The organism is Janthinobacterium svalbardense (assembly GCF_002327145.1).
In the GTDB taxonomy this organism is placed as follows: domain Bacteria; phylum Pseudomonadota; class Gammaproteobacteria; order Burkholderiales; family Burkholderiaceae_D; genus Janthinobacterium; species Janthinobacterium tructae.
The window spans coordinates 4,161,025-4,186,452 of the sequence record NZ_CP023422.1 but is presented as its reverse complement, the minus strand read 5'-3'; the positions used below and the strand labels follow the sequence as shown (position 1 = coordinate 4,186,452).

Annotated in this window: 24 protein-coding genes and 1 pseudogene; 12 read left to right on the top strand and 13 right to left on the bottom strand. The window is 55.0% G+C overall.

What is annotated here, in order from left to right:
- Positions 1-576 precede the first annotated feature (576 nt).
- The 4 genes from CNX70_RS18455 to CNX70_RS18440 form a co-directional block, all read right to left on the bottom strand.
- Positions 577-2,064, bottom strand: coding sequence for a DUF8370 family protein (locus CNX70_RS18455; RefSeq protein ID WP_096235964.1), 1,488 nt, complete (start codon positions 2,062-2,064; stop codon positions 577-579).
- Positions 2,065-2,140: 76 nt separating this feature from the next.
- The gene (locus tag CNX70_RS18450) at positions 2,141-2,449 is read right to left on the bottom strand and encodes a type I restriction enzyme subunit R domain-containing protein (protein ID WP_208624442.1); all 309 of its coding nucleotides are present in this window, start codon (positions 2,447-2,449) and stop codon (positions 2,141-2,143) included.
- A 67-nt stretch (positions 2,450-2,516) separates the two neighbouring features.
- Positions 2,517-3,332: an AAA family ATPase gene (locus tag CNX70_RS18445; protein WP_096235962.1), complete on the bottom strand. Its 816-nt coding sequence runs from the start codon at positions 3,330-3,332 to the stop codon at positions 2,517-2,519.
- A 44-nt stretch (positions 3,333-3,376) separates the two neighbouring features.
- A complete protein-coding gene (locus CNX70_RS18440; protein WP_096235960.1) occupies positions 3,377-4,822 on the bottom strand; it encodes an AAA family ATPase in 1,446 nt (481 codons plus the stop codon).
- Between the two features lie 475 nt (positions 4,823-5,297).
- Here CNX70_RS18440 and CNX70_RS29290 point away from each other — a divergent pair, with 475 nt between their 5' ends.
- The 5 genes and pseudogenes from CNX70_RS29290 to CNX70_RS28300 all read left to right on the top strand — a co-directional run bounded on the left by CNX70_RS29290 (position 5,298) and on the right by CNX70_RS28300 (position 10,716).
- Positions 5,298-5,498: a helix-turn-helix domain-containing protein gene (locus CNX70_RS29290; protein ID WP_157751129.1), complete on the top strand. Its 201-nt coding sequence runs from the start codon at positions 5,298-5,300 to the stop codon at positions 5,496-5,498.
- Between the two features lie 149 nt (positions 5,499-5,647).
- Positions 5,648-6,802 carry a sensor histidine kinase gene (locus CNX70_RS18435; protein WP_341865522.1) on the top strand — a complete coding sequence of 385 codons (1,155 nt, stop codon included), beginning with the start codon at positions 5,648-5,650 and terminating at the stop codon, positions 6,800-6,802.
- Positions 6,803-7,077: 275 nt separating this feature from the next.
- Positions 7,078-8,234 (top strand): annotated as a pseudogene (gene istA, locus CNX70_RS28970) (IS21 family transposase); the annotation flags it as partial.
- A gap of 1,008 nt (positions 8,235-9,242) precedes the next feature.
- On the top strand, positions 9,243-10,070 hold the full coding sequence (trfA, locus tag CNX70_RS18425) for a plasmid replication initiator TrfA (protein WP_096235956.1): 828 nt from the start codon (positions 9,243-9,245) through the stop codon (positions 10,068-10,070).
- A gap of 331 nt (positions 10,071-10,401) precedes the next feature.
- Complete coding sequence (locus CNX70_RS28300; RefSeq protein ID WP_157751125.1) at positions 10,402-10,716, top strand: hypothetical protein; 315 nt, start codon at positions 10,402-10,404, stop codon at positions 10,714-10,716.
- A gap of 174 nt (positions 10,717-10,890) precedes the next feature.
- Here the strand turns inward: CNX70_RS28300 and CNX70_RS18420 are convergent, their stop codons facing one another.
- A complete protein-coding gene (locus CNX70_RS18420) occupies positions 10,891-11,967 on the bottom strand; it encodes a type VI immunity family protein (RefSeq protein ID WP_096235954.1) in 1,077 nt (358 codons plus the stop codon).
- A 431-nt stretch (positions 11,968-12,398) separates the two neighbouring features.
- Here CNX70_RS18420 and CNX70_RS18415 point away from each other — a divergent pair, with 431 nt between their 5' ends.
- The gene (locus tag CNX70_RS18415) at positions 12,399-12,755 is read left to right on the top strand and encodes a hypothetical protein (protein ID WP_096235952.1); all 357 of its coding nucleotides are present in this window, start codon (positions 12,399-12,401) and stop codon (positions 12,753-12,755) included.
- Positions 12,756-12,979: 224 nt separating this feature from the next.
- Here CNX70_RS18415 and CNX70_RS28965 read toward each other — a convergent pair whose 3' ends face one another.
- Together CNX70_RS28965 and CNX70_RS18410 are read right to left on the bottom strand one after the other, a co-directional pair.
- Positions 12,980-13,186 carry an RNA 2'-phosphotransferase gene (locus tag CNX70_RS28965; RefSeq protein ID WP_279629359.1) on the bottom strand — a complete coding sequence of 69 codons (207 nt, stop codon included), beginning with the start codon at positions 13,184-13,186 and terminating at the stop codon, positions 12,980-12,982.
- 313 nt (positions 13,187-13,499) lie between these two features.
- Positions 13,500-14,066, bottom strand: a complete 567-nt coding sequence (locus tag CNX70_RS18410; protein ID WP_157751123.1) for a hypothetical protein — start codon at positions 14,064-14,066, stop codon at positions 13,500-13,502.
- Positions 14,067-15,667: 1,601 nt separating this feature from the next.
- On the opposite strand from CNX70_RS18410, the gene CNX70_RS18405 reads away from it, so the two are divergent.
- Complete coding sequence (locus tag CNX70_RS18405) at positions 15,668-16,795, top strand: Fic family protein (RefSeq protein ID WP_208624441.1); 1,128 nt, start codon at positions 15,668-15,670, stop codon at positions 16,793-16,795.
- A 47-nt stretch (positions 16,796-16,842) separates the two neighbouring features.
- Positions 16,843-17,016, top strand: a complete 174-nt coding sequence (locus CNX70_RS28590) for a hypothetical protein (protein ID WP_167389682.1) — start codon at positions 16,843-16,845, stop codon at positions 17,014-17,016.
- Between the two features lie 179 nt (positions 17,017-17,195).
- On the opposite strand, the gene CNX70_RS18400 is transcribed toward CNX70_RS28590, so the two are convergent.
- Positions 17,196-17,741 carry an RNA 2'-phosphotransferase gene (locus CNX70_RS18400; protein ID WP_096235946.1) on the bottom strand — a complete coding sequence of 182 codons (546 nt, stop codon included), beginning with the start codon at positions 17,739-17,741 and terminating at the stop codon, positions 17,196-17,198.
- 134 nt (positions 17,742-17,875) lie between these two features.
- On the opposite strand from CNX70_RS18400, the gene CNX70_RS18395 reads away from it, so the two are divergent.
- Both CNX70_RS18395 and CNX70_RS18390 read left to right on the top strand, forming a co-directional pair.
- Positions 17,876-19,128 (top strand): IS3 family transposase gene (locus CNX70_RS18395; RefSeq protein ID WP_244198854.1). Its coding sequence is split into 2 segments (ribosomal slippage): positions 17,876-18,155 and positions 18,155-19,128, totalling 1,254 coding nucleotides; the frame shifts between segments, so codons are not numbered across the junction.
- A 119-nt stretch (positions 19,129-19,247) separates the two neighbouring features.
- Complete coding sequence (locus tag CNX70_RS18390) at positions 19,248-19,409, top strand: hypothetical protein (protein ID WP_157751122.1); 162 nt, start codon at positions 19,248-19,250, stop codon at positions 19,407-19,409.
- A 343-nt stretch (positions 19,410-19,752) separates the two neighbouring features.
- On the opposite strand, the gene CNX70_RS18385 is transcribed toward CNX70_RS18390, so the two are convergent.
- From CNX70_RS18385 to CNX70_RS18370, 4 genes are all read right to left on the bottom strand, one after another.
- Positions 19,753-20,274: an HAD domain-containing protein gene (locus CNX70_RS18385; protein WP_096235942.1), complete on the bottom strand. Its 522-nt coding sequence runs from the start codon at positions 20,272-20,274 to the stop codon at positions 19,753-19,755.
- A gap of 205 nt (positions 20,275-20,479) precedes the next feature.
- A complete protein-coding gene (locus CNX70_RS18380; RefSeq protein ID WP_096235940.1) occupies positions 20,480-21,070 on the bottom strand; it encodes an HAD domain-containing protein in 591 nt (196 codons plus the stop codon).
- A gap of 95 nt (positions 21,071-21,165) precedes the next feature.
- Positions 21,166-22,314, bottom strand: coding sequence for a hypothetical protein (locus tag CNX70_RS18375; RefSeq protein WP_157751120.1), 1,149 nt, complete (start codon positions 22,312-22,314; stop codon positions 21,166-21,168).
- A gap of 809 nt (positions 22,315-23,123) precedes the next feature.
- Entirely contained in the window at positions 23,124-23,837 is a 714-nt protein-coding gene (locus CNX70_RS18370; protein ID WP_157751118.1) for a hypothetical protein, read from the bottom strand.
- Positions 23,838-23,972: 135 nt separating this feature from the next.
- On the opposite strand from CNX70_RS18370, the gene CNX70_RS18365 reads away from it, so the two are divergent.
- The gene (locus tag CNX70_RS18365; RefSeq protein WP_341865521.1) at positions 23,973-24,263 is read left to right on the top strand and encodes a helix-turn-helix domain-containing protein; all 291 of its coding nucleotides are present in this window, start codon (positions 23,973-23,975) and stop codon (positions 24,261-24,263) included.
- Between the two features lie 333 nt (positions 24,264-24,596).
- Complete coding sequence (locus tag CNX70_RS18360; RefSeq protein ID WP_096238536.1) at positions 24,597-25,115, top strand: thymidine kinase; 519 nt, start codon at positions 24,597-24,599, stop codon at positions 25,113-25,115.
- Between the two features lies 1 nt (position 25,116).
- On the opposite strand, the gene CNX70_RS18355 is transcribed toward CNX70_RS18360, so the two are convergent.
- Positions 25,117-25,389 carry a putative signal transducing protein gene (locus tag CNX70_RS18355; protein ID WP_046684157.1) on the bottom strand — a complete coding sequence of 91 codons (273 nt, stop codon included), beginning with the start codon at positions 25,387-25,389 and terminating at the stop codon, positions 25,117-25,119.
- Positions 25,390-25,428: the final 39 nt, after the last annotated feature.

Here is a 25,428-nt window from a genome sequence, read left to right as displayed (position 1 = left end):
CCAGTACGTTGCATCACAGTAAGTCACTGTCCCGCTTGGCTACTGAACGCAGCCCGACGCCACGCCCCCCCGGCCTCCTGCTGGCCACCGGCATCCGCCCCGAAGCTGAAATTTTTGGCTAAAAAAAACCCGCCAACTGGGGCGGGTTGAATCCAATTCTTGGAGGAACTGGAGGAGACAGGTGCATTATGCTGCACTGCGCCATATCTCGCCAATCATCATTTGTAATGAGATGTATCACTGCTGGGAATGATACCCAAGGCCGGAATTGCTAGGTTTGAGTCCTTCCGGGGGGGTATCGGTGGTCTGCTGCGATTGTGAACTTGCATGTTCGGAACCAGTTGAAAAACCTGCATGCGACCCATACCCGGGATGACTCAATGGCCGTTGTGAACCGTTCAATTCGCAGTGCTGTCGCTTGAATTCTGCTACGTGACATCTGGCTGGTATACCATCGCCTCCCTGTTGAAGGCGAAATTCTACGGCGCTCGTGATAGTTCTAAGCGTTGCAGGGGCTCTCGCATCGGTATCAGCCTGACGTCGCACAAGAGGGACACTCTTAATGTAGCTCGCAACTCAATCCGAGCTCGTAGCCTTCGAGCCAGACGCCTTGGTTTCGGGGCTTGCATCGATTAAAACCACATCGGGGCACTTTTCTAGGCAAAGTTCTTTGAGTACCTTCAGCACTTTCTCACGCTCTGCGTCAGAGAAATACAGGATGACCTTGATTGCCTTACTGGTTTCATTGGCCTTGGCGTAAACATTCACTTGATGGGCGAGATTTCGCTTCAAGCCTGAGTTGCTTGCCAGCTTGAACTCAACTAGGCAGGCGTCTTTCCGGCCCCGAGATACCTTGTAGTCCACCGGACCGCGGCCGTTGTTCACCTCGCTATTGACGTCGTACGTCGTTCTGAACCAAGTCAATCGGAACAAGGTTTGGAGGTCCGACTCGCGCTTCATCGGGACACCCTTGAGGTAAAACAGACGATACCCGTCATTGTCTTCAATCACATGTTTGAGGTACGCAATGCGCTGATGACACTCATCGTATGAGTCGCCTACTTCGTAGAAAGCGGTTTTGGACAGGTGGTCGCCAATGAGTTCCTTGACGTTCTCGACAAACTGAACATGAGTCTCGTTCACCTTCAGGTCGCTCAATGCATGTGCCGCAGGCGCGTTCTCCTCTTTATTCAAGATGTAGTAGTCGAGTACATCAGGGTATTTTTCGACGGTACGTAAGACCGCCTCCTTCCGCTCTTCAGCACTAGAAAAGTTGTCTATTTGTGAGTAGAAGTGCTCATCGACTTGACTGCGGAGAAATGAATCTGGAAGCGACTTCCGGATTTGGGTGAACTGGTGAATCAAATCGCCTTGGTTAATCCACGACTCGTCCCGGGTGAGCATGTCTTTGGGCGTTAGCAGTACGAAATCTCCTTCGAAGAACGGCAGGTCAAAGTACGCAGATTTCCAGCGCCGGGTGTCGTAGTCAAAGACCACTTTGTCGAGCCTGAAGCGGCGGTACTGGTCGGGTCGCAGATGTGTCTTGGCGAACTTCTCGGTGTAGTCGAGGAGAAAACCAAAAATTAGGTTCGTTGTGAAATCGCTGAGATGGTCACGGCCGACGCCTCCGTTGAGAAGGCTGAGCTTTTCAATGTGGCTACTCGACGTCAGGGTTTCCGTTCCGAAATTCTTGAACACGGACCTCAAATTTCGAGCCAACGCGTTCGCAAAAGTTCGGCCGAGGCCAGTGCCTCGGTTGCCTGCCTTGCTGAACCCCAACCAGTTCTGCTTCACCTCTTTGAACAAAAGCCAATGGGTGATGTTGCCCTCCGTCAAGTCATCTGCGCAAGCCCGGTCCCGAAGAAAAACCAGGTATCGAATGATTGAGCTGTGCAGTTCCTTGTACTTGTCATCCTCACTGTCAAAGAGAAGAAACGGGTCCACGAACAGCGGGAGGTCGTTGACTAACGCCACGTCAAACGCCCCGTACGCATCGACAGTCTCTGCGCTCACTTGGAAAACGTCAGAAAAGTAAACTTGAGGAATGTATTCACGACCAATCATTTTGGCTCCAAAGAATTACGCACAGACAGCAGCAAGGTAGGGCTAAGCAGCGCCGGCTCCAGAGGCCGGGTGCCACTCATGGCCCCGCCCGATTCGCCTGGAAGACCTTGTCGACCGCAGAGGCTCTCATGGCCTGCATGGCCTGCATGGCAGCGAATATTCGGCCACCCGACAGGCGCTTGTCCACGTACATCGTGTGAAGCAGGGGCTGGTCGAAGCCGGTTTGATACTTGTTCGCCACGAGGGGGACGCGGTACTGGTCCTCTTTGAACGCTTCGGAAGGCTCCCGACCGCCAATGCCTAGGTTCATGTTAGCTTCAGTAAATTCGCCTGGGCCGGACTCTTCATCGGACATCTTGCCCGAATACGCCACGAGCGCCTGCAAGTCCGTGTAACCACGTTCTTTAATGTACTTGTCGAAAGCAAGTTTGTACCGAACAGCGGCTTTTCGGCTATCGGAGCTTACGAGATTGGATGAAGCTCAAGGCGGCCAGCGCGTACTGCCGCAACTCGGCATCATTGATATCTGCACGCGGATGGCCCCCAGATGTGTCGTGGTGGTAGGAAGCAGCAAAGTCATTGAAGTCGCAAAGGTCCTCATGCAGCGGTTGCAAAGACACCAATGGATTGGGGCTGGTGGCGTTTCTCACCAAGTCAAGCATTTGTCCAACCGTCTGCCCGTCCTTAAAGCGCTTAGGGAATGACTTGTGCATGTGCCCTTCAATCAGCGGACGAAGCGCCTTAGCTACATCCAGAAGATTCTCCGGCGGCACTTCTCCGGCAAGAAACCTCTCCGTCAAGAGATAGTTTTTGTAGTAGTCCGAAGCGCAAAATTCGTCTAGGTCAAATTCCGCAAGCAAGCTGTAGTTCTCGGCGTCGCGATGCAGACAAAGCTCCAAGGTCTCCCCTACGTTCTTGCGCTTCACTCGCTTGCGCAGGTCTCGCAAGAAGTGAGCATCATGCCCTAAAACGATGACTTGGGCGCACTCCTGGGCCATCTTGATTGCTGCCTCTGCGGTGTTGTGTCGGCGGTGGTGGTCCAAGCTGGTGAATACGTCGTCAAGCACCACGGCAGCATGGGCACGGTTCGGGTCAGCAAAGAGCTTGGCCAGGAAGAATGCAAACGCCAAGGTGCGCTTGTCACCTTCACTCAGCGCCGCATGGAAAGAAATCTCGCCGTCTGCGCCGGGACCGACGTTGACCTTTGCCCCACGCACGTTGATTACATAGTGACCGCGAGGGTCTCCACCCGCATAAGACGTCGTCATTTTCTCTATGCTGAACGGCACGCCAAAACGAATCAACCAATTGTTTATAGCCCCTGGAAGGTTATAAGCAAATTAACCATCAAGCCATTGAGGTTGGCCTTGGCATCGTTCTTAGCCTTCTCCGTATTCTTATATTCGTTTCGTGCAGTTATCACCGCCTCCACCAGAACCTTCACCTTCGGGTCATGGCGAACCATCTGAAGCTTCATCGTCGTCTGCTTAGTTGCCAGCGCCTGCACGTCGATAGCGGATACTGTCTTCTTGTAAGAGCCAATCTTCTGGTTAACAGCATCGATTTCAGCGTTGAAGGTTTCCGCCATTTCGATGACGGTGGCGAGTTTAGCCTCAATCTCGGCAACGAGGCTGCCTTTGATGGCTTCGAGCGGAAACGCCTTTTTATACTCGGCAATCTCAACCAGAGACTGCTGAACCCCTTGGATGACCTTCTCCGCCGCATCGATGTCGACGGTCGGAAGTGCAAACTCTATAATACCGACCCAGTTGCCCATCGCGCCTTCATTGAAGGCCAGAATGCCTCCCCAGCTTGAGATAGAGGCTACAGAAACACCTTGATTCACCAGGTCTTTCATGTATTCGACTTGCGCCAAATGCCCCTTGTAAGCCTGATTGAAATAGGTCCTGTAAGCTTGGATGAGTTCAAGTCCATCAGTATTTTGGCCACAGAACGGACACTCTGGCTCAGGTTTGTGATGCAACCCAGTGGAGACCCAGCGCTCTGTCGCCGCGCCTAGATGAGCTTCTAAGTGCTTCTTCACCAACGCATCGGCACCGTCTTGCAATTGTTCCAACTCGCTGCTCGCGATTCCTTTGAACTGCGCCAGGTCGAACGTCGGTGCAGTCAATTTCTTAAAGTCAGGCTTAGCGAGGATGGCTGCCATTCCTTCGGCATCCGCGATTTGTTTCTCCAAGACCTGGATTTCGGCAGCAGCGTTGGGCGTCTCAGCTAGCGCAATGAAAAGGCCTACAGGCAGGGTACCGCAGAAGCCGGTCAGAGCCCCCTCAGCCTCCCGGACTTCGCCCGCTTTAATCCGCTGTAGTTCGCTTAGCTTGGAGAACTCGGCTTGTGCGGCAACCGCAGCATCACCAATAGCCAGCTCAAGCAGCGAAGCACGCTGCTCGGGAGTCACACCGGCGCTTGCGTAAACATTCCGTTCAACGAAATCCTGGTTGAAGACGTGCAGGTTCGGCTGCTGGCCGGCCCACACTTTGCCATCAAATTGGGCATTAAAATCACCTGCAGGCGCCTTAAATCGCAACAGGATTTTCTGGTCTTTTTGAACGCCAACCGTCTTGCGTCTGACGAGCTCAGGTGCGTTCGCTGACGCACACGCATTCAGCAAGGCCGCTAAGGTTGATTTGCCCCGTGCATTATCTGCGTAGACAAGTGTGACTTTCTCTAGAGCGAGCGGACGAGGGACACCGCTTTTGATGACACCGATGTTGTCGATGCTAATGATTTTTTCGAGCACTGCCCCTCCGATTAGTCCGGTTCATTGTTGTGGCCGCAACAATAACGACATATGCGAGCGCCGTCACCTAGCAAGCTATGCGACAGCCCGTTCACGTATTTGGTTAAGCACCTCAACAATCTGAGTGACCCGGAGCGGTGCAAGGCTACCCAGCGGTCCTTGAACATTGAGGTCAGTGACCGCAGGAGCGCCTCAGCTATGAGGAGTGCCCTCGCGTAAGCACACAACAATAGCACATTGCTCTCAAGCAAAACTTCACAAATAACCACCTCAGGCACTGAATTCGTAGCCTAGGCGATTCCGGCGGCGACGACCGCAAGTTTCGTGGCAGGCGCCGTAACGCTCCGAGGCTTCTAGCGCCGATGCCAACCAGCCATTCGCTGAATACCGCTGCTGCGGGTAGCTTGTGTTCGCCGATAAATAAGCTCTCTACACGAGGTAACAATTTCAACTGAACGCGCCTCTTCGAGACCAAATGCCAACAAATTACCTTGATGTCGTCGAACTGGCGGAGATGTTGGGCCTGAGCGTCGCGACCGTACGGAGACGGCTCCGGTGGCGAGCGTGGGAGTTACCGCCCAGGGCGCACGGGTTTGAGGAACTTCTGCGATGGCGACGTACGGAAGTGGTTTCCTGGGTAGCTGAAACAGAATACCGAGCTGGCAGGAACAGGTAGACGAGTCGCTGCCCGCATATAAATCCATCCGCTATCAGTACAGCGCGTTCTGAGCCTTAGGCAGTGACGTGAATAGGGTTACAATCGACGCTGATTTTGCTCCTACCGCTGTCAAACCCGCGCGGTCCACTCCTAAAATGAGGTCTGCCATGATGCATGATTTTCTCGCTAACAATCGCAGCGAACTTATCGAGCGGTGTGTTGACAAAGTTGCACAACGCCCGAAGCGAAACGCAACAGAGGAGCAGCTTCGCAATGGAATACCTATGTTTCTCGAGCAGCTGACGCGCACCCTAGAAGCGGAACAAGAAGATGGCGCTGCTGCGGGAAAAGTAATATCAGGCGCCTCTGGTGGAGATGGAACAGCGCTCTCTGAGATGGGGGTCGCTGCTGCTGCGCACGGAACAGCTTTACTCGAGTTGGGCTATACGGTCGACCAAGTTGTTCACGACTATGGAGACCTTTGCCAAGCAATCACCGATTTGGCGGTGGAGCGTGACGCGCCGTTCACGGTTGATGAATTTCGTACATTAAACCGCTGTTTGGATAATGCGATTGCTGATGCAGTCACGGAATTCAGTTTTCAGCGAGATGTTGCGGTAGCCCTTCAGCAGTCTGTTGACGTAAATGAGCGATTGGGCTTTCTAGTGCACGAGCTTCGCAATTCGCTAAACGTCGCGACGATGGCTGTTAGAGCTCTTGAGGCCGGAGGACTGTCAATCGGGGGCGCAACTGGAAGTGTATTAAAGCGGAGCCATGCCGCGATGGTACGACTCATCGAGAATTCGCTCGACGAGGTACGTAGCAACGGTCGCGAATCAGAACTTACCACCGTATTTTCGTTAGCAGAATTCATAAGCGAGGCAACTGAATCAGCGCAATTTGACGCCACAAGGCGCGGCTGTAAATTCATGGCGGTTTCAGTCGAGTCGAGCCTTGGAATAGTCGGAAATAGGGACTTACTGCTCGCCGCGCTTGCCAACTTGCTACATAACGCGTTCAAGTTCACCGCTCCTCATTCACAGGTTACGCTGAGAGCGCATGCACATGGCGAACTCATACTCATTGACGTGAGCGACCACTGCGGCGGGCTCCCGGAAGGGAATGCAGAGCGGATGTTCACGCCATTTACTCAACGAAGCGACGACAAGACAGGCTTGGGACTTGGCCTTACAATTGCTCGACAAAGTGTTATGAACAGCGGAGGGTCCTTGACTGTAGAAAACCTGCCGACGGTCGGGTGCGTTTTTACAATTAGCCTTCCACGTCATTCGCTTCAAATTCGAGACAAACCTGACGCTTAACGACTACACTCAGAATCACAACAATGCACATTGCCTGGGCGCAGACAAAAACAGGGAGCGGCAGATTTCAACGCCAATTCGCGTGCATTTAAAACTACCTACTAACGCGACAGTAAATGGATGCCGGCGGGGCGAAGACGCTTGCGGTTCTCTGATAGGCGTCCGATTCAAGAACAGCTCGCCGATTTCGGCTGCGCCGCGTGTGCTGCCGGTTGGACAAAGGCACAAGTCGACGAAACAGTTACCCTCGCAATGTCGAGCTACTACGTCCATGCAACAACGCGCCCCTGAAGCGGCTGCTGTTCCCGCCCCGCGAGCCATCGTCCGTGCAGCGGCCCGCGCCAGCCTGGCCGACCGTGCACAACGAGCTGCGTCGCAAAGGGGTGATGCTGGAACTGCTGTGACAGGAGTACAAAGCCGAGCAGCCGGACGGCTACCAGTACAGCGCGTTCTGCGAGCAATACTGGCGTTGGCGCCAGTAACTGACGACATCGATGCGGCAAACCCAAACACCGGGCGAGCGGCTGTTCATCGATTACGCCGGACAGACCGTCGGCGTGACCGACGGCAGCACCGACGAAATCCGCAGCGCCCAGGTGTTCGTGGACGTGCTGGGTGCGTCGAACTACACCTACATCGAAGCCACTTTGAGCCAGCAACTGCCAGACTGGACAGGCAGCCACGTGAGGCGCTGGCGTTCTTCGGCGGCTGCACCGAGCTGTGGGTGCCCGATAACCTGCGCAGCGGCGTGTCGAAAGCTTCGCGCTACGAGCCGGACGTCAACCCCACCTACCAGGACCTGGCCGAGCATTACGGCGTGGCGGTGCTGCCGGCCCGCGCGCGCCGTCCCAAGGACAAGGCCAAGGTGGAGAACGGCGTGCTGGTGGTCACGCGCTGGGTGCTGGCGCGGCTGCGCCACCAGCGCTTCTTCAGCCTGAACGAACTAAACCGGTCGCTGCGCACGCTGCTCGCCGACCTGAACCAGCGGCCCTTAAAGAAGTTGCCCGGCAGCCGCGCCAGCGCCTTTGCCGAGATGGACCAACCGGCCCTGCGCGCGCCGCCGGAGTGGCGCTAAGGATACGCCGAATGGAAGGTGGCGCGGGTCGGCGTCGACTACCACGTCGAGGTCGACGGCCACTACTACTCGGTGTCGTGCCAGCGTGCGCGAGCTCAGGTCGATGTACGTATGACGCGCACCACGGTCGAGGTGTTTCCGCGCGGCCAGCGCATCGCCAGCCACGCCCAGTGCGCCTTCAAGGGGCGCCACACGACGGTGGCCGCGCACATGCCACCGGCGCATCGCGAAGTGGCCGGCTGAAACGCGCAGACGCTGACGGTGCGGGCCGAAGCGGCGGGGCCGCGCTGCGCGCTGCTGGGTCAGATGCAACATCCTCAGCATGCATACAGCAGTTGCCTGGGCGTGATGTCACTGGTGCAGAATGCGGCGTAGTACCACCTTCTCCGAACAATACATGTCAGAATTGAAACCCTTCCGACCTGGACGAGCATCGCGGCTACCGGTTGACCGGCAACCCGCACAGCGACGTGCCAAATGCATCGGACCACAAACCGGGCGTCAACCCTACTTGTCGCTACCTGGCTGAGCACTACGGCCTGTGCCGGCTACCGGTGCGCGCTCGCCGGCCCAAATGCGGCGCATCTCACCATCGCGGAGTAGCGCACTATTCTGAAAAAGAGATGCCTGGATTACTCTGTCCTCGACGTGTTTTTCGGCGGGGGAAGCTGAATGACTCAAAAGCCTAATTTTTTCAGGAGTGGTGTTAGCGAACTACGGTTTACCAGCTGCCGAATGGCGATAAGCTGTTCCGATGCCGATGCCGATACGCGCAACCGCAACGCTTGGCCAACTGCCTCTAAAACCGGTATGCCAAGGTTGTGACGCGGAGCAACTCGTTCCTAGCACCCACTCTCATAAAAACCACTGCGCCGCAGCTCACGCCAGCACCACTGCTTTTACACAAACCACGCTTACCTCACGCCGACTACTTTTTCCAGCTCCCGTTCCGCAGCTGAGGGGGTCTCGGGAGGAGGCGGAGCCTCATCGTCGGCACCCGAAATGCGAGTGGCACGGATAGCCCTGCCCGCTCATGCCGCGCCGCCTGGATTAAAGAGGATTACTAGGATTACCCCGCTGGGAGCCCTGATGCAATAAGGCTTCCCGGTGTTTCGGAGGGGTGTAAAGGCGCATTTGTGGGGGTGTAGAAGCGCATCCATGGGGGTGTAGAAGCGCACGTTTTTTTTGATTTTTGGACTGAAAGGGGGTGTAAAAGCGCACCACGCTGCTGGCTCATGCGGGCATATTCCTGCATCGTGGCGGAAACTTTTAGCAAAATATTGGGCGGCGTAACTATACGGAGAATCGCCAACAATAAACAAGAGCTCGTCGCATGTTTTTACCCCAAATCTTACCGCCGAACAAATGCTCGCCCTCAAAGCGCAGGCTGATGCCGAAAAAAGGAAAGCCCCTCCGGACGGCGATTGCCCAGCTACTCTCCCACGCCTATCAGCCTCAACCTACGGCATGAACACGACCATGAACTGCTGCGCCGTCTTCGGCACCCTCCGTAGCCTAGAGCGCCTTGAGTACGTTAAGAAGGTCTTCGACGCCACCAACGGCGGACGTGTTACTTACAAAGGTCCGGAGCTGCGTCAAGACGACAAAGCAGTCCTGCTCGAACTGATTCACCAGCGCCGCAACATGTTTGCTGGCGAAATAGAATTTGCGCCGTCCAAGCTATTCGCACGCATGGGCTGGTCCCGCAACAGCGAGAGCAGCGAGCGTTTGCGTAAGTGTCTTGAGCGCTTGACTGAAGGCACACTCCGCCTCGACAAGACCACAACCAGTGGTGCTATGTTTCACTTGCTATCTGACTTCAAGTGGGACGGCGACAGATGGACAGCCGCCCTGCACGACGAAGTTACGAATTTGTTTCCAACTCGCCATTACACTTACCTGAACATTGACACTCGTAAGCAGTTGACGACCGGCCTGCAAACCTGGCTGTACGACTACATCAGCTCCAACGATTGCAAGATGGTGATGACGTACGCCGCGCTGCGCGAGGCCTGCGGACGACCGGACGAAGACCCGAAACAATTTGTCGACTACGTCAGGGCGGCGCTCAGCCGCCTCGTCGCGGCTGGCGCCATCGTTAAGTTCGAGCTTGCTAAATGCGGACACTCGAAAAAGCGTGGCGTGCTTGTCACCAAAAAACACGGGAAACAGCTGAAAAGTACCACCGCTTAGGTTGCGCTCCACTCGCCTGTCGTCATCCCAGCGGCGTACGCGCGCACTCGATACGCCTGCGGCTTCAAATTCATGTATGTGCGAGTGTCCGCCAAGCCCAAAAATCCGCATATAAATCCGTCCGCTACCCGGGCTGTCACTTGATGACGCATCCCGGCACTTGTCGGCGCCCATTTCCTCGATTTGGTGCCTTGCGGCACCCTGGTAAATTAGTTTGGAGCTATATATAGAACACTCATCCTTGCATTTGGCTACCTTGACTAGACGAGTCGCTGCCTGCATATAAATCCATCCGCTACACGAGGTTCTAACTCTTACAAGGTCATCAATTATGAAAAATACCGCAGTATTATCGCTTACGTCTGAGGATGACGGCACCGCAGTCGGGCACGTATGCATCTTCGGCCGCCTTAACCTGACGTCGATTCATCCTGCCGAAATTAACGCAGCTCTGCACTCTCATGCGATAAAAAAACTGCAGGTCATGGGCACAAAAAACGGATTCGAGTGCAGCTTTCCGTTCACACTAGGAAATCTATTTTCAGTACAGTCGCTTGTTGAAAGCGGGGAGCAAGCGCTGTTCATCGCGGGGCTGGACGGCGATTACAACCTACGAGTCAATAGCAATTTATTGTGTGATGGCTGACCCATCGGGTATGGCCAAGGTTCTTGGACCAAGTACAAGCGGGTTCGTGCTCGGCGCCTGACCGGACATTCTTAGGCAAGCTGCCGTGGGCGCACCGGAAAATTCCACCTCCACGTGCTCACCGCCGTGGAGGTTTTTCATGTCGGCCAGGGTCAATTCCCGCTGTTTAAACAGTCAGCGGAGAGTCGGAAGCGTTGGTAGCTCAGTAAATTTCGGCTCGTCCAGCAGTTTAGCCTTGTACGCCATTAGCTCGTTGTCTTCGACATCGAAGCGTTTCATCCATTCATCAGCAGCCGCACCAATCAATCGCGGCTCAATCCCCGCAGATGCGTAATGCATTCGAGGCTTCGTGGTTCTGAAGGGTTTGAGGAGCATATCGGGAAGCACCAACCGTGCGGGCATCGGCAAGTCAGCAGGCGCGGCGTCGGGTTGGGGGCCGCCCTGAATGACAAGCCCAGTTCCATAGTCAAACAGGCCAAACCAGTCCATGGGTAATTCCGAACGAATGGTTGATATGCCTCCGACTTTTTCTACGTAATCATTGTCTATGGCCGTGAGCCAGCTTACCGTCTTGATGCCCAAGTGCGCAGTGGCTGAGCCGGCGACAAGATGGCCTGCATCAAACCCCTTGAACTTTGACGACAGAAATGTCTCAAATGCCTGGTTCTCGTCATAGCGAGTTGCCGACAGGATGAGACTGTAGCCGCCATACCCGTGTACAGCGCACAGGCGACGCGCGAAGCTGACGAACAGCTCCTGGAAAAGCCCAGGATTTTCTTCGCTAAACAAGACGGGAAGGCTGAATCGCAGCCCGCACAATCCCCAACCTCCCATCGCCGCTCGCCAGGCCCGAACACCGACGACTTGAAACTCCCATGGACCCGCGTCCTGCGCCTTCACGCCACTGGTGTAGTGAAAACTCACAGCATCGTCCGCGTCCATAGCCGCCAGCATTTTGTTCAGCGGTTTTGCCTTCACATAAGTCATTTTTTCCGGGCCCTCTGGCGGTTCCTCCCGGTAGAGCCAGGTCAGCGTAGGTTTTGCCCTGGCTAGGAACTCTTCGAAACAAGCGCTGATGGCATCGCGGACGGCTGGCAGATGTGCATCCTTGAAAAAAAGCGTGCCGGCAATTGCCGGCACGCCACCGACATAGTCCTGTGGCCCCTTCTTGGTAAGCAAGCCTCCAGGTATATTCATGGTCTCCGGGTTTTCACGCATCCGTGTCAGCAGCGCAAATGGCAAGTCAGTCATGTCAAATCCTCAGTATGCGGGCACGCCGCCAGGCGGTGGTTTTTTAAAGAAACCATGTCGATTATCCCAAGAATATCCTTTGAACCAGTGCATCGGCTCCGACCAGTCTCGATTCCCGTTCAGACTGGCCAAGCGGGAGCGGCCAAGTCTCTTCCGATGCCTATAACGAAAACGCCGTCCCGCTGGACGCAGGCCTCCCGGCGCGTCACATGACTGCCCAGCCTTCGTGACTGGCTCCACCGAGCCGCCGCTAGCGGAAACGCGTTCCGAGGGCACTGCGCAGCACGGCAGACCGCATTGGCCTCCGGATTTCCAATGAATCGGCCGATAAAAAATATTTTCAACGCATATAACAAAATTCGCTCCCTTGTGCCTATACCAAAGGTAGGCGCCTCTTGCGCCCCGAAAATAATTTCCCAAAGGACAAAATTATGCTGACAACCTCCGACCTGTCGAACCTCGTTAAACTCGAAACTGAATACAACGCTGCAGTTGAAAACCTTAGTGCTGCAAGAGAAACGGCAAACTCGGCCGACTTCCGCTTTCGCACAACATTGGAGGTGTGTGAGCACGCCATCAATTTGCAGCGTGCATTGGAGAAGAATAGGCTTCTTGAAAGTGAAGAGGCTTATACCCCTGTTTACCGTGTGCTGATGATTATGCAGCGGGAGACAGAAGCCTCGCACCGGCACGCTGACGCGGTATATCAAAATGCCCATAAAGCCGCAAAGAAGTGTTTTCACGCGCTCGAGGAAGCCCGAAAATCTGCAACCTTCGGTGCGCCGTAAACTCAGTAAGGCACCGATGAAATCATGTTGAAGGATATTTAATAATTTGATGAGGGGCGTGCTACCAGCATGTCCCTCATATTTTCTCGCGCCCGTCGCCGCTCCCTTTGATGCATCCCACTGCATCGGACGAGGACAAGTCATGGGTTTAGTGGTGAAACTGAGGGCCGTCGGTGTGCAAAAGTGTCATGGCGCGACGGAGGCTTTGAGCGTCGCCAGTGCATTCATTTATCTGGAAACCGAATGTATCTAGCAGGGACGTTCGGAATCAACCACACGCCGTTGTCCGAGCACCTGAATCGGTACCCGTCACGGAGCAGTGGAAATGTTTCCACGAGGAGCACGACCGGCGTACCCCGTCGCGCTCCTACCGCGGATGCAGTTTGTTTCGTTGCAGACAAATGTACGTCTCGTCGCGTGCCTGGCAGCAATTTAAATGCCAATTCCGCAGACCCTGAACGTCTACTGCGGCCGTCCGAGGCCTGCGCGCAGCGTACACAGATGAGGTATGCCCTGCGTCAGCGGCGACGTCAACAATTGCTACGCTCATCATAACGAGGCGGGAATCGGATTGTTCTTACCATCAAGCACATCACGGGATTGGTGTCGTCCTGCCTCCTTGGAGCATCGAGTCCGCATAGCAGAGTACTGCCCATTACGACGTTTAAATTACACGCCAATAAAGATTTAACTCTAATACCAATGTGCAACGGCAATAGCAAGACGTCGGGCCACCAAGATGAGTTAGGCTGAACTATCTTCGTGGCGTCGGCGTCGGCGCATTTTCTTGGCATACTTCACCAGTAGCGCATCTAATTCCTTACCCACGAGGTCTTGCAACACCCCATGAAGCTCTCCAAGCTCACCTAAGGAAACTTCACCCAACCCGAGGTTATCGAGAAACTCTACTAAGCCATCCATATCGGTAGGCTCACGCTCATTTTCTGGCTTTGCACGGATGTTTTTCATGTGCGTGTTACCGTCAACAGACTTCTTTGTTGCCTTATCGATGACGTGAAAAGTAATACCCTCACCCTGCACGTCCGTTGAGCAGGTGTCATAAGCCTGCTGAATGAACGTGGTGACATTGGCATCAGCATCGAGGCGCGGAACCGTCTTTTCGTTAATTACACGTCGATTCCAACCTTTGCTTTTGCGAACAGCAATCCCTGTTTTCTTCCAGCGTGGAACGAGTTCATATTCGGATGGCGAAATGTCCTGTCGTTTAAGCATACGCCTAGAAAAATCATCTTTGTTGGTACCTACAACCTTGTATCCCATAATGTATTCTCCGGCGGAAAGGATAATCACTATATCCCGACAAAGGTCTTACATCAAAAAAAATAGGTAGGGTTTTTCTATTTATTGAGTGGTGATTAACTTGCCTACAACTTTGACTTCAAGCTGAGGCGGCTGCTTCTGACTTCCGAATTTCTGCGCGATTGCTACTAGACCCGACCTGTGCTCGGCTCTGGCACCGTCAACTAAGTCACCAACCAGCACAGCTAAGTAAGCTCCCTCCAAAGCCAAAAGAGCACCGCGTGTGTTAGCCTTCCAAAAACCGAGCAGGGATTACGGAGATTGAACATGTTTGTCAACTACATCACGGTGTCTCGACAAATTTCGTTCGACTGGTTCCGCACGCCTATTGAAGTCAACGACGAATGGCGCGAGGAAATGCTCGCACCTTGGCCTGCTGGTCGAACACGAAGAGACCGAACGCGATGGCGAAGCGCTTGCGTTGCGCCTGCGGCGGGCGAAGCTCAACCCGACTCCGCCGCCGAGGATACCGAGTACGCTAGACGTTAGGCGGTAGCCGCCATGCGTTCACACGCTGCCGCGCACGCTCGGCAAGCCTGCGGCTTGGTACGTGAGTGCACCTTGCGTGCCTCTGTACCAAATGCACGATGGGCACCCCGTACGCTTCTTGGTCACAGCACTCGGTTATAAGAATAAAATCATTTCTTCTTATGCAACTATCAAACAAGCTTATTGTTGTAGAAGTCGTATCCCGCGCCAGAGTGCCCCTTCAGTCTGCGTAGCGCAAACATCGCAAATTGAGCGGATGGGTTGGCAATGCTTGAGCCAAACCAAACGAGCATCCTAGGTCGCGCAACTGTGCCAGGACTAAGCCAGACTTCAGACGGAGTAGCCCGTCCCTACCGCTAGCTTCTGCCCAGTGTGCACCCTTGATATCCCGCTTGGCGCGCTTACGTCTGTCGGCTGCGATGTGTCGAGCCGTCTCCTCCAACAATCGCGTATACGACTCCCTTTTATGCCGGCGGGTCCACATCAGGAGCGGTACAAGAAGCCCCGTCGTTAATAGGTCAGCACCTTGCTAATTATAGGTAAAGTAATCGTCCATTTATTTAAGTATTTACGACAAAATATTCCTTATAATATAATTAACGCGACAAGTAGTGGTTGCTGTGTTCCCTACATTGAAAAAATGCGACCGGCCCATGTCGTGCCACCTGTGATGATAAAAATAAAAAAACGCGACAATAAAAGATTTTAAATTAAAAAAACACGAAAAAAAAGGACCGGATATGGCTCAATCACAAAAAAAAACGACAATAGACGACACGCTAGTACTCTATGCAGAGCTGACACCATCGGACATTCGAGCTGCTCAACGGCGTCAAAAAAGCGGTGAGCTAAAACGGGTCGCCACCGGTATTCTCACCTGCCTCCCTGAAGGGTCTTGGCCTGCCCTAATCGCTCGCGAGCGGATACGAGTACTAGCTGCTCTATACCCAGATGCAGTTATCGGTCCACGGAGCGCCTTTTCAGGGGGAGCGCCGAGCGACGGAGTTATCTATCTCTCATACACGTACACAAAACGTGTGCAATTGCCGGGGTTGGCTGTGCAATTACTAGATGGGCCGGCGCCGGCGCCGGGAGATATGCCCATGATGGGTCGTCAGCTCTATTTCCCTTCCGGCGCGCGCGTCCTTCTCGAAAACCTCACAGTTTCTCGGGGAAAGGTCCAGAAGTCTGTAGGCCGAGCTGCCGTTGAGCAGCGCCTTATTGAAATCTGCGAAGCTCGTGGTGAGGAGCAACTTGGCGCTCTGCGCGATAGCGCAAGGGCTCTGGCGCCGACAATTAAGTTGGAGCGAGAGTTCGCTATCCTTGACGGGCTCATCGGAGGAATTCTGGGCACAAGAAAATCGGAGATGTCCACCGTCGCCGGCAAGGCAATGGTAGCCACGATTCCTTACGATGCCAACAGGTTAGCCCTTTTTGAGAAGCTTGCTCAGCACCTTCGCTCCACTCCTTTGCCTCAACCACCCACCGTCGTAAAAACGGAGCAAGGCCGAACGCACTTCGCGTTCCTCGAGTCCTATTTCAGCAACTTCATAGAAGGAACGGAATTCGAAGTTGCGGAAGCAAAGGGTTTTGTCTTGGAAGGCAAGCCAATCACAGAAAGGCCGAAAGACTCGCATGACATTCTCCGTGTCTTCCGTCAGGCGCTAAACCAAGGTTGGGCCAATCAGACGTTAAGCTCCGGACGCTCTATCCTCACGCAATTGCAAGAGCGACATGCCGACCAGATGAGGGAGCGACCCGAGGTGGGGCCAGGGGAATTCAAAGCGACAGCGAACCGGGCGGGAAATACTGAGTTTGTGGTGCCGCGCCTTGTTCGAGGAACGCTGACGGAAGGCTCACAACTCCTCCCCACCGTGCCGCCAGGTATCGCAAGAGCACTGTTTGCGATGTTTCTTGTTTCCGAAGTCCATCCGTTCAGCGATGGAAATGGCCGGCTGGCGCGACTCGTGATGAACGCGGAGCTATCAGTTATGGGCATCTGCCGGATTATTGTCCCAACCTTGTTTCGGGAGGAGTACCTCGATTGCTTGCGCGTACTGACACGCGAAGGCAATCCTGTTCCCTTCTTGGACGCAATGCAAAAGATACACAAGTGGACAAGTGCATTTGACTACGAGGATGTCGATAAAGTGATTGCTGAAATGAAAGCCTGCAATGCGTTCGAAAAATCATTGACGCGGTTCAGGTTACTAACCCCTGAGGTACCGTGACTTTTTCGGACACTCTGGTTTGGCAAACTTAACCAACTGGAGAACTTATGACACGCTCAAAAACCTACACACCGGCGCTTCGTGAAGAAGCGGTAAAACTGGTCAGGACGCAGGGCCTGACGCTGGAAGGCGCAACTGCGCCTGACCATCCCCAAGGGCACGCCGGCCAATTAGGTGACGGCTGCAAAGCGTGGCACGTCGCCCAAAGTCGCTACTGGTAGTCACGTAGGCCTTGGCGACATCTTAGGTCTTATAGTCAACCTCGACGAGGCGGACCTGGTGAAAGATGCTATCGATGCGCAGGATGCCGTTCTGCCACAGCGACCTTGTTCGCAAGTAGTGCTTACAGTCGAGCGTTTAACTCGTGTCGCAACGCCGCCCTAGTAAGCCGCCAATGCATTTATTTATCTGGAAACCTAATGTACTTTGGAGGGACGTTTGGAAGCAACCACACGCCGTTGTCCGAGCATCTGAACTGGTACCCATCACGGAGCAGAGGGAATGTTTCCACGAGGAGCACAACCGGCATACCGCGTCGCGCACCTACTTCTTCTGCAGTTTGTTTCGTCGCAGACAGATGTACGTCTCGCCGAGTTCCTGGCAGCAGACCTTGCCGGCGAATCGATGCCATAAACGTTTGCACCGTACCGTGAAATAGTACCGGAGGCGGAGTTTTAACCGGAAGCTTCAGGTCAACGTCGACAGAGTGCCCTTGTGCCGCGCGGATACGCATCCGGTCCTCACTCAACGAAAACCGCTGCTTGTCGCTCTCGGCCACTATTTGCATCAGCTCGTCTTGAGTGAGTGCGATGCCGGCGCCCGCTGATTTCACAAGCAACTCAGCAACGTCAACCCATCCACGTTTATCTATTTCAAGACCGATAGCGTCCGGCCGGTGACGAAGCCAGCGGGACAACAATTTGCTTTTCTGTTCCAAAGTGGTCATTTCGTTTTTCGCTTTCAATTCATAAACGCGCCCTGCGTTTTTCGGAATTCACTTGGAGTTGCTGCTCTTGCTATAGTGGATCCCGAATCTGAGACGATGGTTTAAGCTGTGGTCCGCGAAAGGGATGACAGCAAATGAGTGAAGGAAAAAAACGTCGGGTACACACGGCTGAGTTCAAGGCCAAGGTCGGTCTGGAGGCCGTTCGCGGTGTCAAGACGGTGACGGAGATCGCGCAAGAGTTCGGCGTGCATCCGGTGCTGGTGGGACAGTGGAAAAAGGAAATCCTGGAGAACGCGGGGGTGCTGTTCGACACCAAGCGCGGCCCCAAGCCGATCGATGAAAGCAGCCCCGAGGATAAGCTGTACGGTGAGATCGGTCGGCTGAAGATGGAAGTGGATTGGCTTAAAAAAAAGCTGGGGCCGTGAGCCGGGAGGAGCGCTTGGGCTGGATCGAAACCGGGCACGAGAAGCTGCCCGTGACGCGCCAATGCGAGCTGGCAAGCGTGCCGCGCGCGACGGTGTACCGGCAGATCGACGCTGCATCCAGGCAGGCATGTGAAGACGAGAGCGACCTGCAGCTGCGCACGCTGATCGACGAGGAATACACCAGCCGGCCTTTTTATGGCAGCAGGCGGATGGTTGTGTCCTTGCGTGTGGCCGGCTACGTGGTCAACCGCAAGCGCGTGCAGCGCCTGATGCGCGGCATGGGCTTGGCGGGTATGGCGCCGGGGCCTAACACGAGCCGTGCGCATCCTCTGCACAAGGTTTATCCGTACCTGTTGCGCGGCGTGCCGGTGACGCGGCCGAACCAGGTGTGGTCGACAGATATCACTTACATTCGATTGGCGCGGGGCTTCGCGTATCTGGTGGCAATCATCGACTGGTACAGCCGCAAGGTGCTGTCTTGGCGCATCAGCAACAGCATGGACGCGTCGTTCTGCGTGGACTGCCTGGACGATGCCGTGCGCCGCCATGGAAGGCCTGAGGTGTTCAACAGCGATCAAGGTTCGCAGTTCACCAGCACGGCTTTCACCGATGTGCTCAAGCGCGAAGGCGTCGCCATCAGCATGGACGGGCGTGGACGAGCGCTGGACAACATCTTCGTCGAGCGGCTGTGGCGCAACGTGAAGTACGAGGATGTGTACCTGAAGGGGTACGCCAATATGGCGGAATTGATGGTGGGCCTGGCGCAGTATTTCGCGTTCTATAACGCCGAGCGACCGCACCAGTCGCTCAGCTACCAGACGCCCGACCAAGTCTACCGCGACGGCGTCGGCGGCGGTGCGCTGATCGTCGACCGGTTCGGTGACGACGATAAAAAGTCACAGGAAAAGAGCAATACGGGTCAGCGCCGGGCAGCTGAAGCAGTGGAAACGGGCACAGCTTAAATTAGTCGGCAAAGTGTCTTGACTGATGGATCCACTTTATGCCGCCAGGCGAACAGTCGTCTGTGCAGCCGTTGGCATCAGCTCAGCCGACAGTACACAACGAACTGAGGAGCAAGGGCGTGACACTCGAACTGCTGTGGCAGGAGAACACGGCCGCGCTGGGCGGCTTTTTTGAGGGCGGTTGCACACATATTTATTTCTCCTACGGGTTATGGATTTATGGCGGGTACGCCAAGCGGGGCAAGCTCGACACAGTGAATCGTTGGCTGGCATTGAGATAGAGCAAAGGCGGTTCCGTGGTCTCACTCGCTGCTCCGGAGTCCTAGAGTGTGACGAGACGATAACCACCCGCCCGTCGGTTTGTAAGAGCGTCACGGCGCGGCGTGCACCGCAAGGCTTAGTGGTCGGCCAACACTGGTCGTTTCACTTTGCGGCCGCGCTCGTGCGTCGCCGACTCAACAGTATCCGCCGCCGATGGCGGACCTCTGTCAGGCGCTGGCGAGGACCACGCTGACTGAGCTGGCTGACTCGCAGCGACAGTTGCTGCAGGCGATTCCATGCGTGTATCCCGGTACCCTTCATTCGATTAGGAACATACCCCTTGCAGCGATAATCTCGGACGAATCAGAAAGAAGCTAAGACCTTGCGAATTGCTTTCTGCACACCGATGTCGCTCAGTCCAAGATGGTCTTCCGTTTTAATGAGACGGTCTCTGCACCACGCTGGCCAGCCTCGGTCGTCATTATCAATCGCGAACCACCTTGTTGGCTTGCGGCGCTCGACGTCCCGCCATACCTGCAGGCCTCTCGGCATCAGGTCGAAATCCAGCTTTTGGGTTACGCGATTGTCGAAGGTTGCACCAACCACTCTTGCCTGAAGTGCTGGGGAAAGCTGAGCCTTAGCAAACTCAAGACTTCGGGCGCGCACCCACGATGTACTCAGTACGATTTCAACTTCTGGAAATGGTTGTAGCAGCCGTTCCAAAATCGGTGCCCATTCGAAAAGTTCGTGTCCGTGCGCCGTCATATGAATCCCACGGCTGGAACTTACGTAGACAGAGTCAAAATGCGTCACTCCGTCGAAGTCGCAATAGCAGACCCATAACGGCCCACCAGGCACGCCTTCATGGCCATTCAACTGTTGCATTTTGACGCTCCAGTAAGGCAACAAAAGTGACTAACTGCAAAGGCAAGGCCCTTGGCCAACGAAAGGTTGGGGCGCCCCTGAAAAATTCGCAACACTCCAGAAAGACTGCATAGTTCGTCGAAATCACAGTAGCAGACCCAGAGCTTCTCTTGACCTGCGCTTTCACTGTCGCGCATCAGTTGCATTTGGCAACGCCGGTAATGCATCATGAGCCCGGCATTCTAAAGGTAACGCCTTTGGCCAACGTGGCGGTATCCCCCTGTGTCGGCTCATGCTTCCGTTGTGCCAGGAGAATTGCTCTGGCACGCTCCAATTGGATTTCTGTGAACCCAACCCATTCATCGCAGAACACGGTCTTTGGCCCCAAGACCGAGTCGAGCAGAGTGCGGCCGCTCGAGAAATCGTCGAGGATGACGTACGCAAACGGTCGCGTGGCACCGTTTGCCTGTAACCACGCCACGATATCTGTAACCCGATATGAGCCTACCTCAGTTGCGCTCCGCCAGTTTGAATGCAACGACGCGGCGACGAAACCTAGACCACCTCGCATGAGCGCCTCCTGAATTTCGTCGCGTGACAGATATGTCGACCAAGTCGAGCTGATTACGTAACTAGGTTCGAACTCATCGTGAAGCCGCGCTAGGTTAGCCCTCAATTCTTGATGAAATACGTTTGCCCAGAGCTCTATTGCCAGATGCGGATTGCCGGACCTGAGCGCTGCCACGACCACTCCTGACGTGTAGTCAGGGTGGATAGCAATGACATCGTCAAAATCGAGAAATACCAGCGGCTTCACAGCTCTCCTTTGATTTGCTCGTTACTGTGCGCCTGCGACAAAGCGCTTCCAAATATCGCTCCGCGGTGATGGCAGCCGCATCGCGCCTGAACCTGTTACTTCATTCGAGTGCTATTGTTAGTTGCGATGCGGGCCTTGATGTCAGCGATGCGCTGCGCTGCCGCGCTGCAATCGGCTGCGGGCATTTTTCCTTGAGCATCAACCTGGTAGTACGGATAGCGGCTAGTGAAATACAGCGATGCATTGCTGCGGCACGCAGTATCCATGACGAAGTCCATAATCAAGTAGCGACTCACGTATTCGTTTAGCCGAGGAGCAACGCTAGTACCCGCAGGCCCCGCTACTTTTTGTGCATCGGGCGTTTTAGCGTCTCGAAGGGCCTTCAGCGTCACTGTCGCTCCGGGGTTAAACGCGCCGTTCGCCCATGTCCCGACACTGACGGCCGAGCCCGAGCCATCGACATTGGCCAACGCGTAGCTGCTCTGAGCTGAGGCGCCGACGGCCTTGACCACCGCTGTGGCTGGCAGGTCCAGCATCACACCGAGGTACTCCAGTCCATTCAGCAGTTCTTGGCCTTGCAATGATTGGGCACCGTAAAATGTCGTGTCGCTCTTGACTGACCCTTTCAGCACATTCAGGTATACCGACTTGTCCTGCAGGAAAACGGCGTTCGCAACATCTAGCTCGAGCAGGCGCTGCATACCCTCGACAAATGCGTTGGCCAATGGCGCACCTTTCCGTGCGCTCGCCGTCATCGCATTAGCCGCGATATCAGTTAGCGGGCTAATTTTGAAGTTGTTGTACTCAGTGGTCACGAACGGCGTTATCAGTTCCAGCGAACCGCCAGGCTGGATTGTGTTGTCTGCAGCACGGGCTACTGTTCCGCCAACCGCCACAAGGCGTACCGGTCCCAAAGGGGCGGCGGTTGCTGTGATGGCGAACTGGCCGTTGACGTCCGCATTAGCCGGCGCGCCCAAGGCTGCCCCGGAGCTGCCATCCGCCTGCACGCTGTACGCGGTCACGGAGGCGCCGACATATGCGGTGCCTCGAATAGTCTGGGTAGCGACGCCTGGCGCAGCCGCGCCGGTCAAAATGTTGGTTACGGTCGTTGGCGCCGCCGTTACTGGCGGTGTCACCGTTGTTGGTGGCGCGGACGGGCCGGCATTGCTACTGGAACCCCCTCCGCCGCATCCAGCAATGATAAGCATGGCGGCGGTTGCTGAAATTTTTTGTATAGTTTTCATTTTTCTTAAGGATGGACAAGCGTAGGCCCTCGCGGGCAGAGGTATGACTTTTGTAGCTGAGGTCATCGGTGAAGAATTGTTTCGCTTAGGGCGGCTGAAGCGCACCTTTGGCTAGCATCCATCCGGTTTCCAGTCCCATTTCCCACTGATGGGGTCGTGGCAATACTGAGCTTGGAACCGCTGCGTGCAGCCATTTTCAAAGGTACGTACGCAGTCGCCGTTAATGCACTGGTAGGTAGACCGAACTGTTCGTCCTGGTGGCGGGCCGCAATTCGACTTTGCCTCCCGCTTCGGCGTACTTGGCTGGATATATCCTGCCTCGTCCCACCAACTGGTGACATCAGTAGTTTGACAATCACCCAGCTTCTTTTCCTCACATTGGCGAAATGCTCGGTCTACGGCGTCCTGCTGCGTGTCGACACCTGTGCTCATTGCACATCCTCTTACCCCGCACACCATCGCACCGCCGCCGAATCCTTTTTGCCTATGTATTACGGCGCACGTTGCCGCCCTCTTAGCCAGGCCGCTTTCTTTTGCATAGGCTCTACATCCTTTTACTGCAGCCAAGTCAGCCCCTTTTTGAGTTGCGTAACCCCACGCGGCGTAAATCGTGCCGTGTGGTATTCCGTCGACCTGTGCAATGGCGGTGTAAGCTTGACTGGCCAGCGGGGTGAGGGTAGCCACTAATAGCAGCAGAAACCGCCAGCCCCTCCTAGCAAAGCCAAGCTGATGACTGCGTACTTCGCGTTCCATCCCGGCGTCCGCAAGATTTGCGGATGTGCAAAGAGAGTGAGCTCCGTCATGCCGTGTCATAGGCTTAACCTCGCTTTAGGTACTCGTCGTCGAAATTGCTTTGCTGCCAGCAGCACCTGCTCAAGTCTCTGCTCGTACGCTACGGCACCACCATGCGCCCCAGCTGTCTCCAATATTTTTAACGGTGTCTGGTTGCCCAAGTCCGCGTGCTCGGTTGTGAAAAAACGAAACTTACGAACTCCGTCAATGCCAAGTAGTCCTTTTGAGACAGCGGCAAGACAGGCCGGGTCGTACTGCGATTCAGCAAAAAAAGCGGGGTAATAGTCATCGCCGAAAACACCGTCAACCCAATGCGGCATCGTGAAGAACTTTCGTTCACGTACCAACTCGAGTAGGCGAGCTTCGGTGAAGCCAGCACGAAGACACAGCTCAGTTGCGGTGATTAAGGTGCCATCCTCAATTAATTCAGGCCCACGTCTTCCCATGGCACGGTCGAGACGGAACTCAGTCGCATAGGCCTGGGTCAGGTTACTTTCAACGCACCCAGGCTGCGTAGTTATCCAATGCAAGTACTCCGTGATGCTGGCCAAGTCTGACCGTGCCAGCCCCTTGGTGGCCTCCTTGAACGCTTTTGCCACCGCTTTGCTATCGGCGTCGGCCCGGCCCGAGGGCAGGCCTGCACGGGATGCACCCACTGCAGCTGAAAAAATGCAGTAGGAAGAAAGGAATTGAGCTGAAGTCATTTCGTAGTTAAAAATTGCCTTGGTCAAAGCGTTATGTGGATGCGTTCTGCTAGTAAATGAGAAGGAGCACAACTGCGCCAAACTTCTTTACCCCTATGGCGGCAGAAAAAACCGAGCGGAGAACAGGCGTAGAAGGACGCCGCAAGCTTGGTTTGCCGCATTATGAAATATTGTATCGTATACTTTATAGACCGAGTAAAGTATATAACTCATGCTATGGCTGTCATGAGCAGCCCTTACACAGTCAAAACAGCCCGAGAACGACTCGCTCGTAATCTAAGGGATTGGCGTGCAAAAAGAGGTATGAGCCAAGATGTTTTGGCAGAGCATTCGGGTCTTTCCCGGGTGTTTCTTTCTCGCATCGAGGGAGCTCTCGAGACCGTGTCTCTCGACAATATTGAGAAATTGGCCGAGGTGCTGAAGGTTGATATCTTAGATTTGTTGCATCACTAGCAATTCAAGCTAGCTGCCCCTCTAATACGCCGATATCGAATGCTTGATTCGCTATACCACGATGGCAACTACATGAGTGACGCGGTCGGATTCAATGCCCCTTTCTACTTAAAAAATGGAGATAGTCGACGATACTTATCAAAGGCCGTTTAGTAACGCTGACACCCTGCGCTGCGCTTGAGGTCGTCAAGGTTTCGTGGAGTCCTGCCATGGTCAAACAATGTATATCAATGTATGTATGCATTGTGCTATAGAATTTTATAAGTCCATGATTGTTAGGGGGAAGCTGACTGGTGAGCCTTATCTATGTATTATTTGGGATTAATACGCAGCATGAACGCGGGCAAGTCGACGGCCTTGTTGCAAGTCGCGCACAACTATGAAGAGCAGGGCCAGCAGGTGCGCCTGTACACGGCCGCCATCGACAGCCGCTACGGCGTAGGCCGCGTCACCTCGCGCCTGGGCCCGCAGCGCCAGGTCGATATCTTCCATGCCGACACGAATTTCCTCGACGATATACCCCAGGTCGCTTGTTTGCTGGTCGATGAGGCGCAATTTCTCAGCACGGCGCAGGTGCAGCAACTGCACCAGCTGGCGCAAGTGAAGGGCGTGCCCGTCATCTGCTACGGCTTGCGCACGGATTTCAAGGGCGAACCGTTCCCCGGCTCGGCCTATCTGCTGGCGCTGGCCGACGATATCGAGGAATTGAAAAATATCTGTACCTGCGGCAAGAAGGCCACGATGAACATCCGCGTGGATGAGCAGGGCCACCGCATCAAGGAAGGCGAGCAGATCAGTATTGGCGGCAACGAGAGTTACCGCCAGGCGTGCGGGCGCTGTTTCTACTCGTAAATTAATCGGCGACGGGCGCGCCTACATCGGCATCGTCGGACAGGGCCAAGTCGCCCCGCTCGAAGGCGGCCAGGATTTCATTCGCGCGCGCCACGTCGTGTTCGCGCACCATCACGCGGGCGCCGCCGATGGCGGCCGCCAGCAGCATGTCGGCCTGCATGTGCTGGTCGTCCGTCAGCAGCACGTCTATGCCGGCCGCTGCCAGGCAGCCGCGGATGACGTGCGCATCCGTGGGGATCATCAGCCGGGCAATTAAAACGTAGTCGTCATGCATGGTGCCTCCTGGCAAGGTGGATTCGTCCCCATCTTAGCA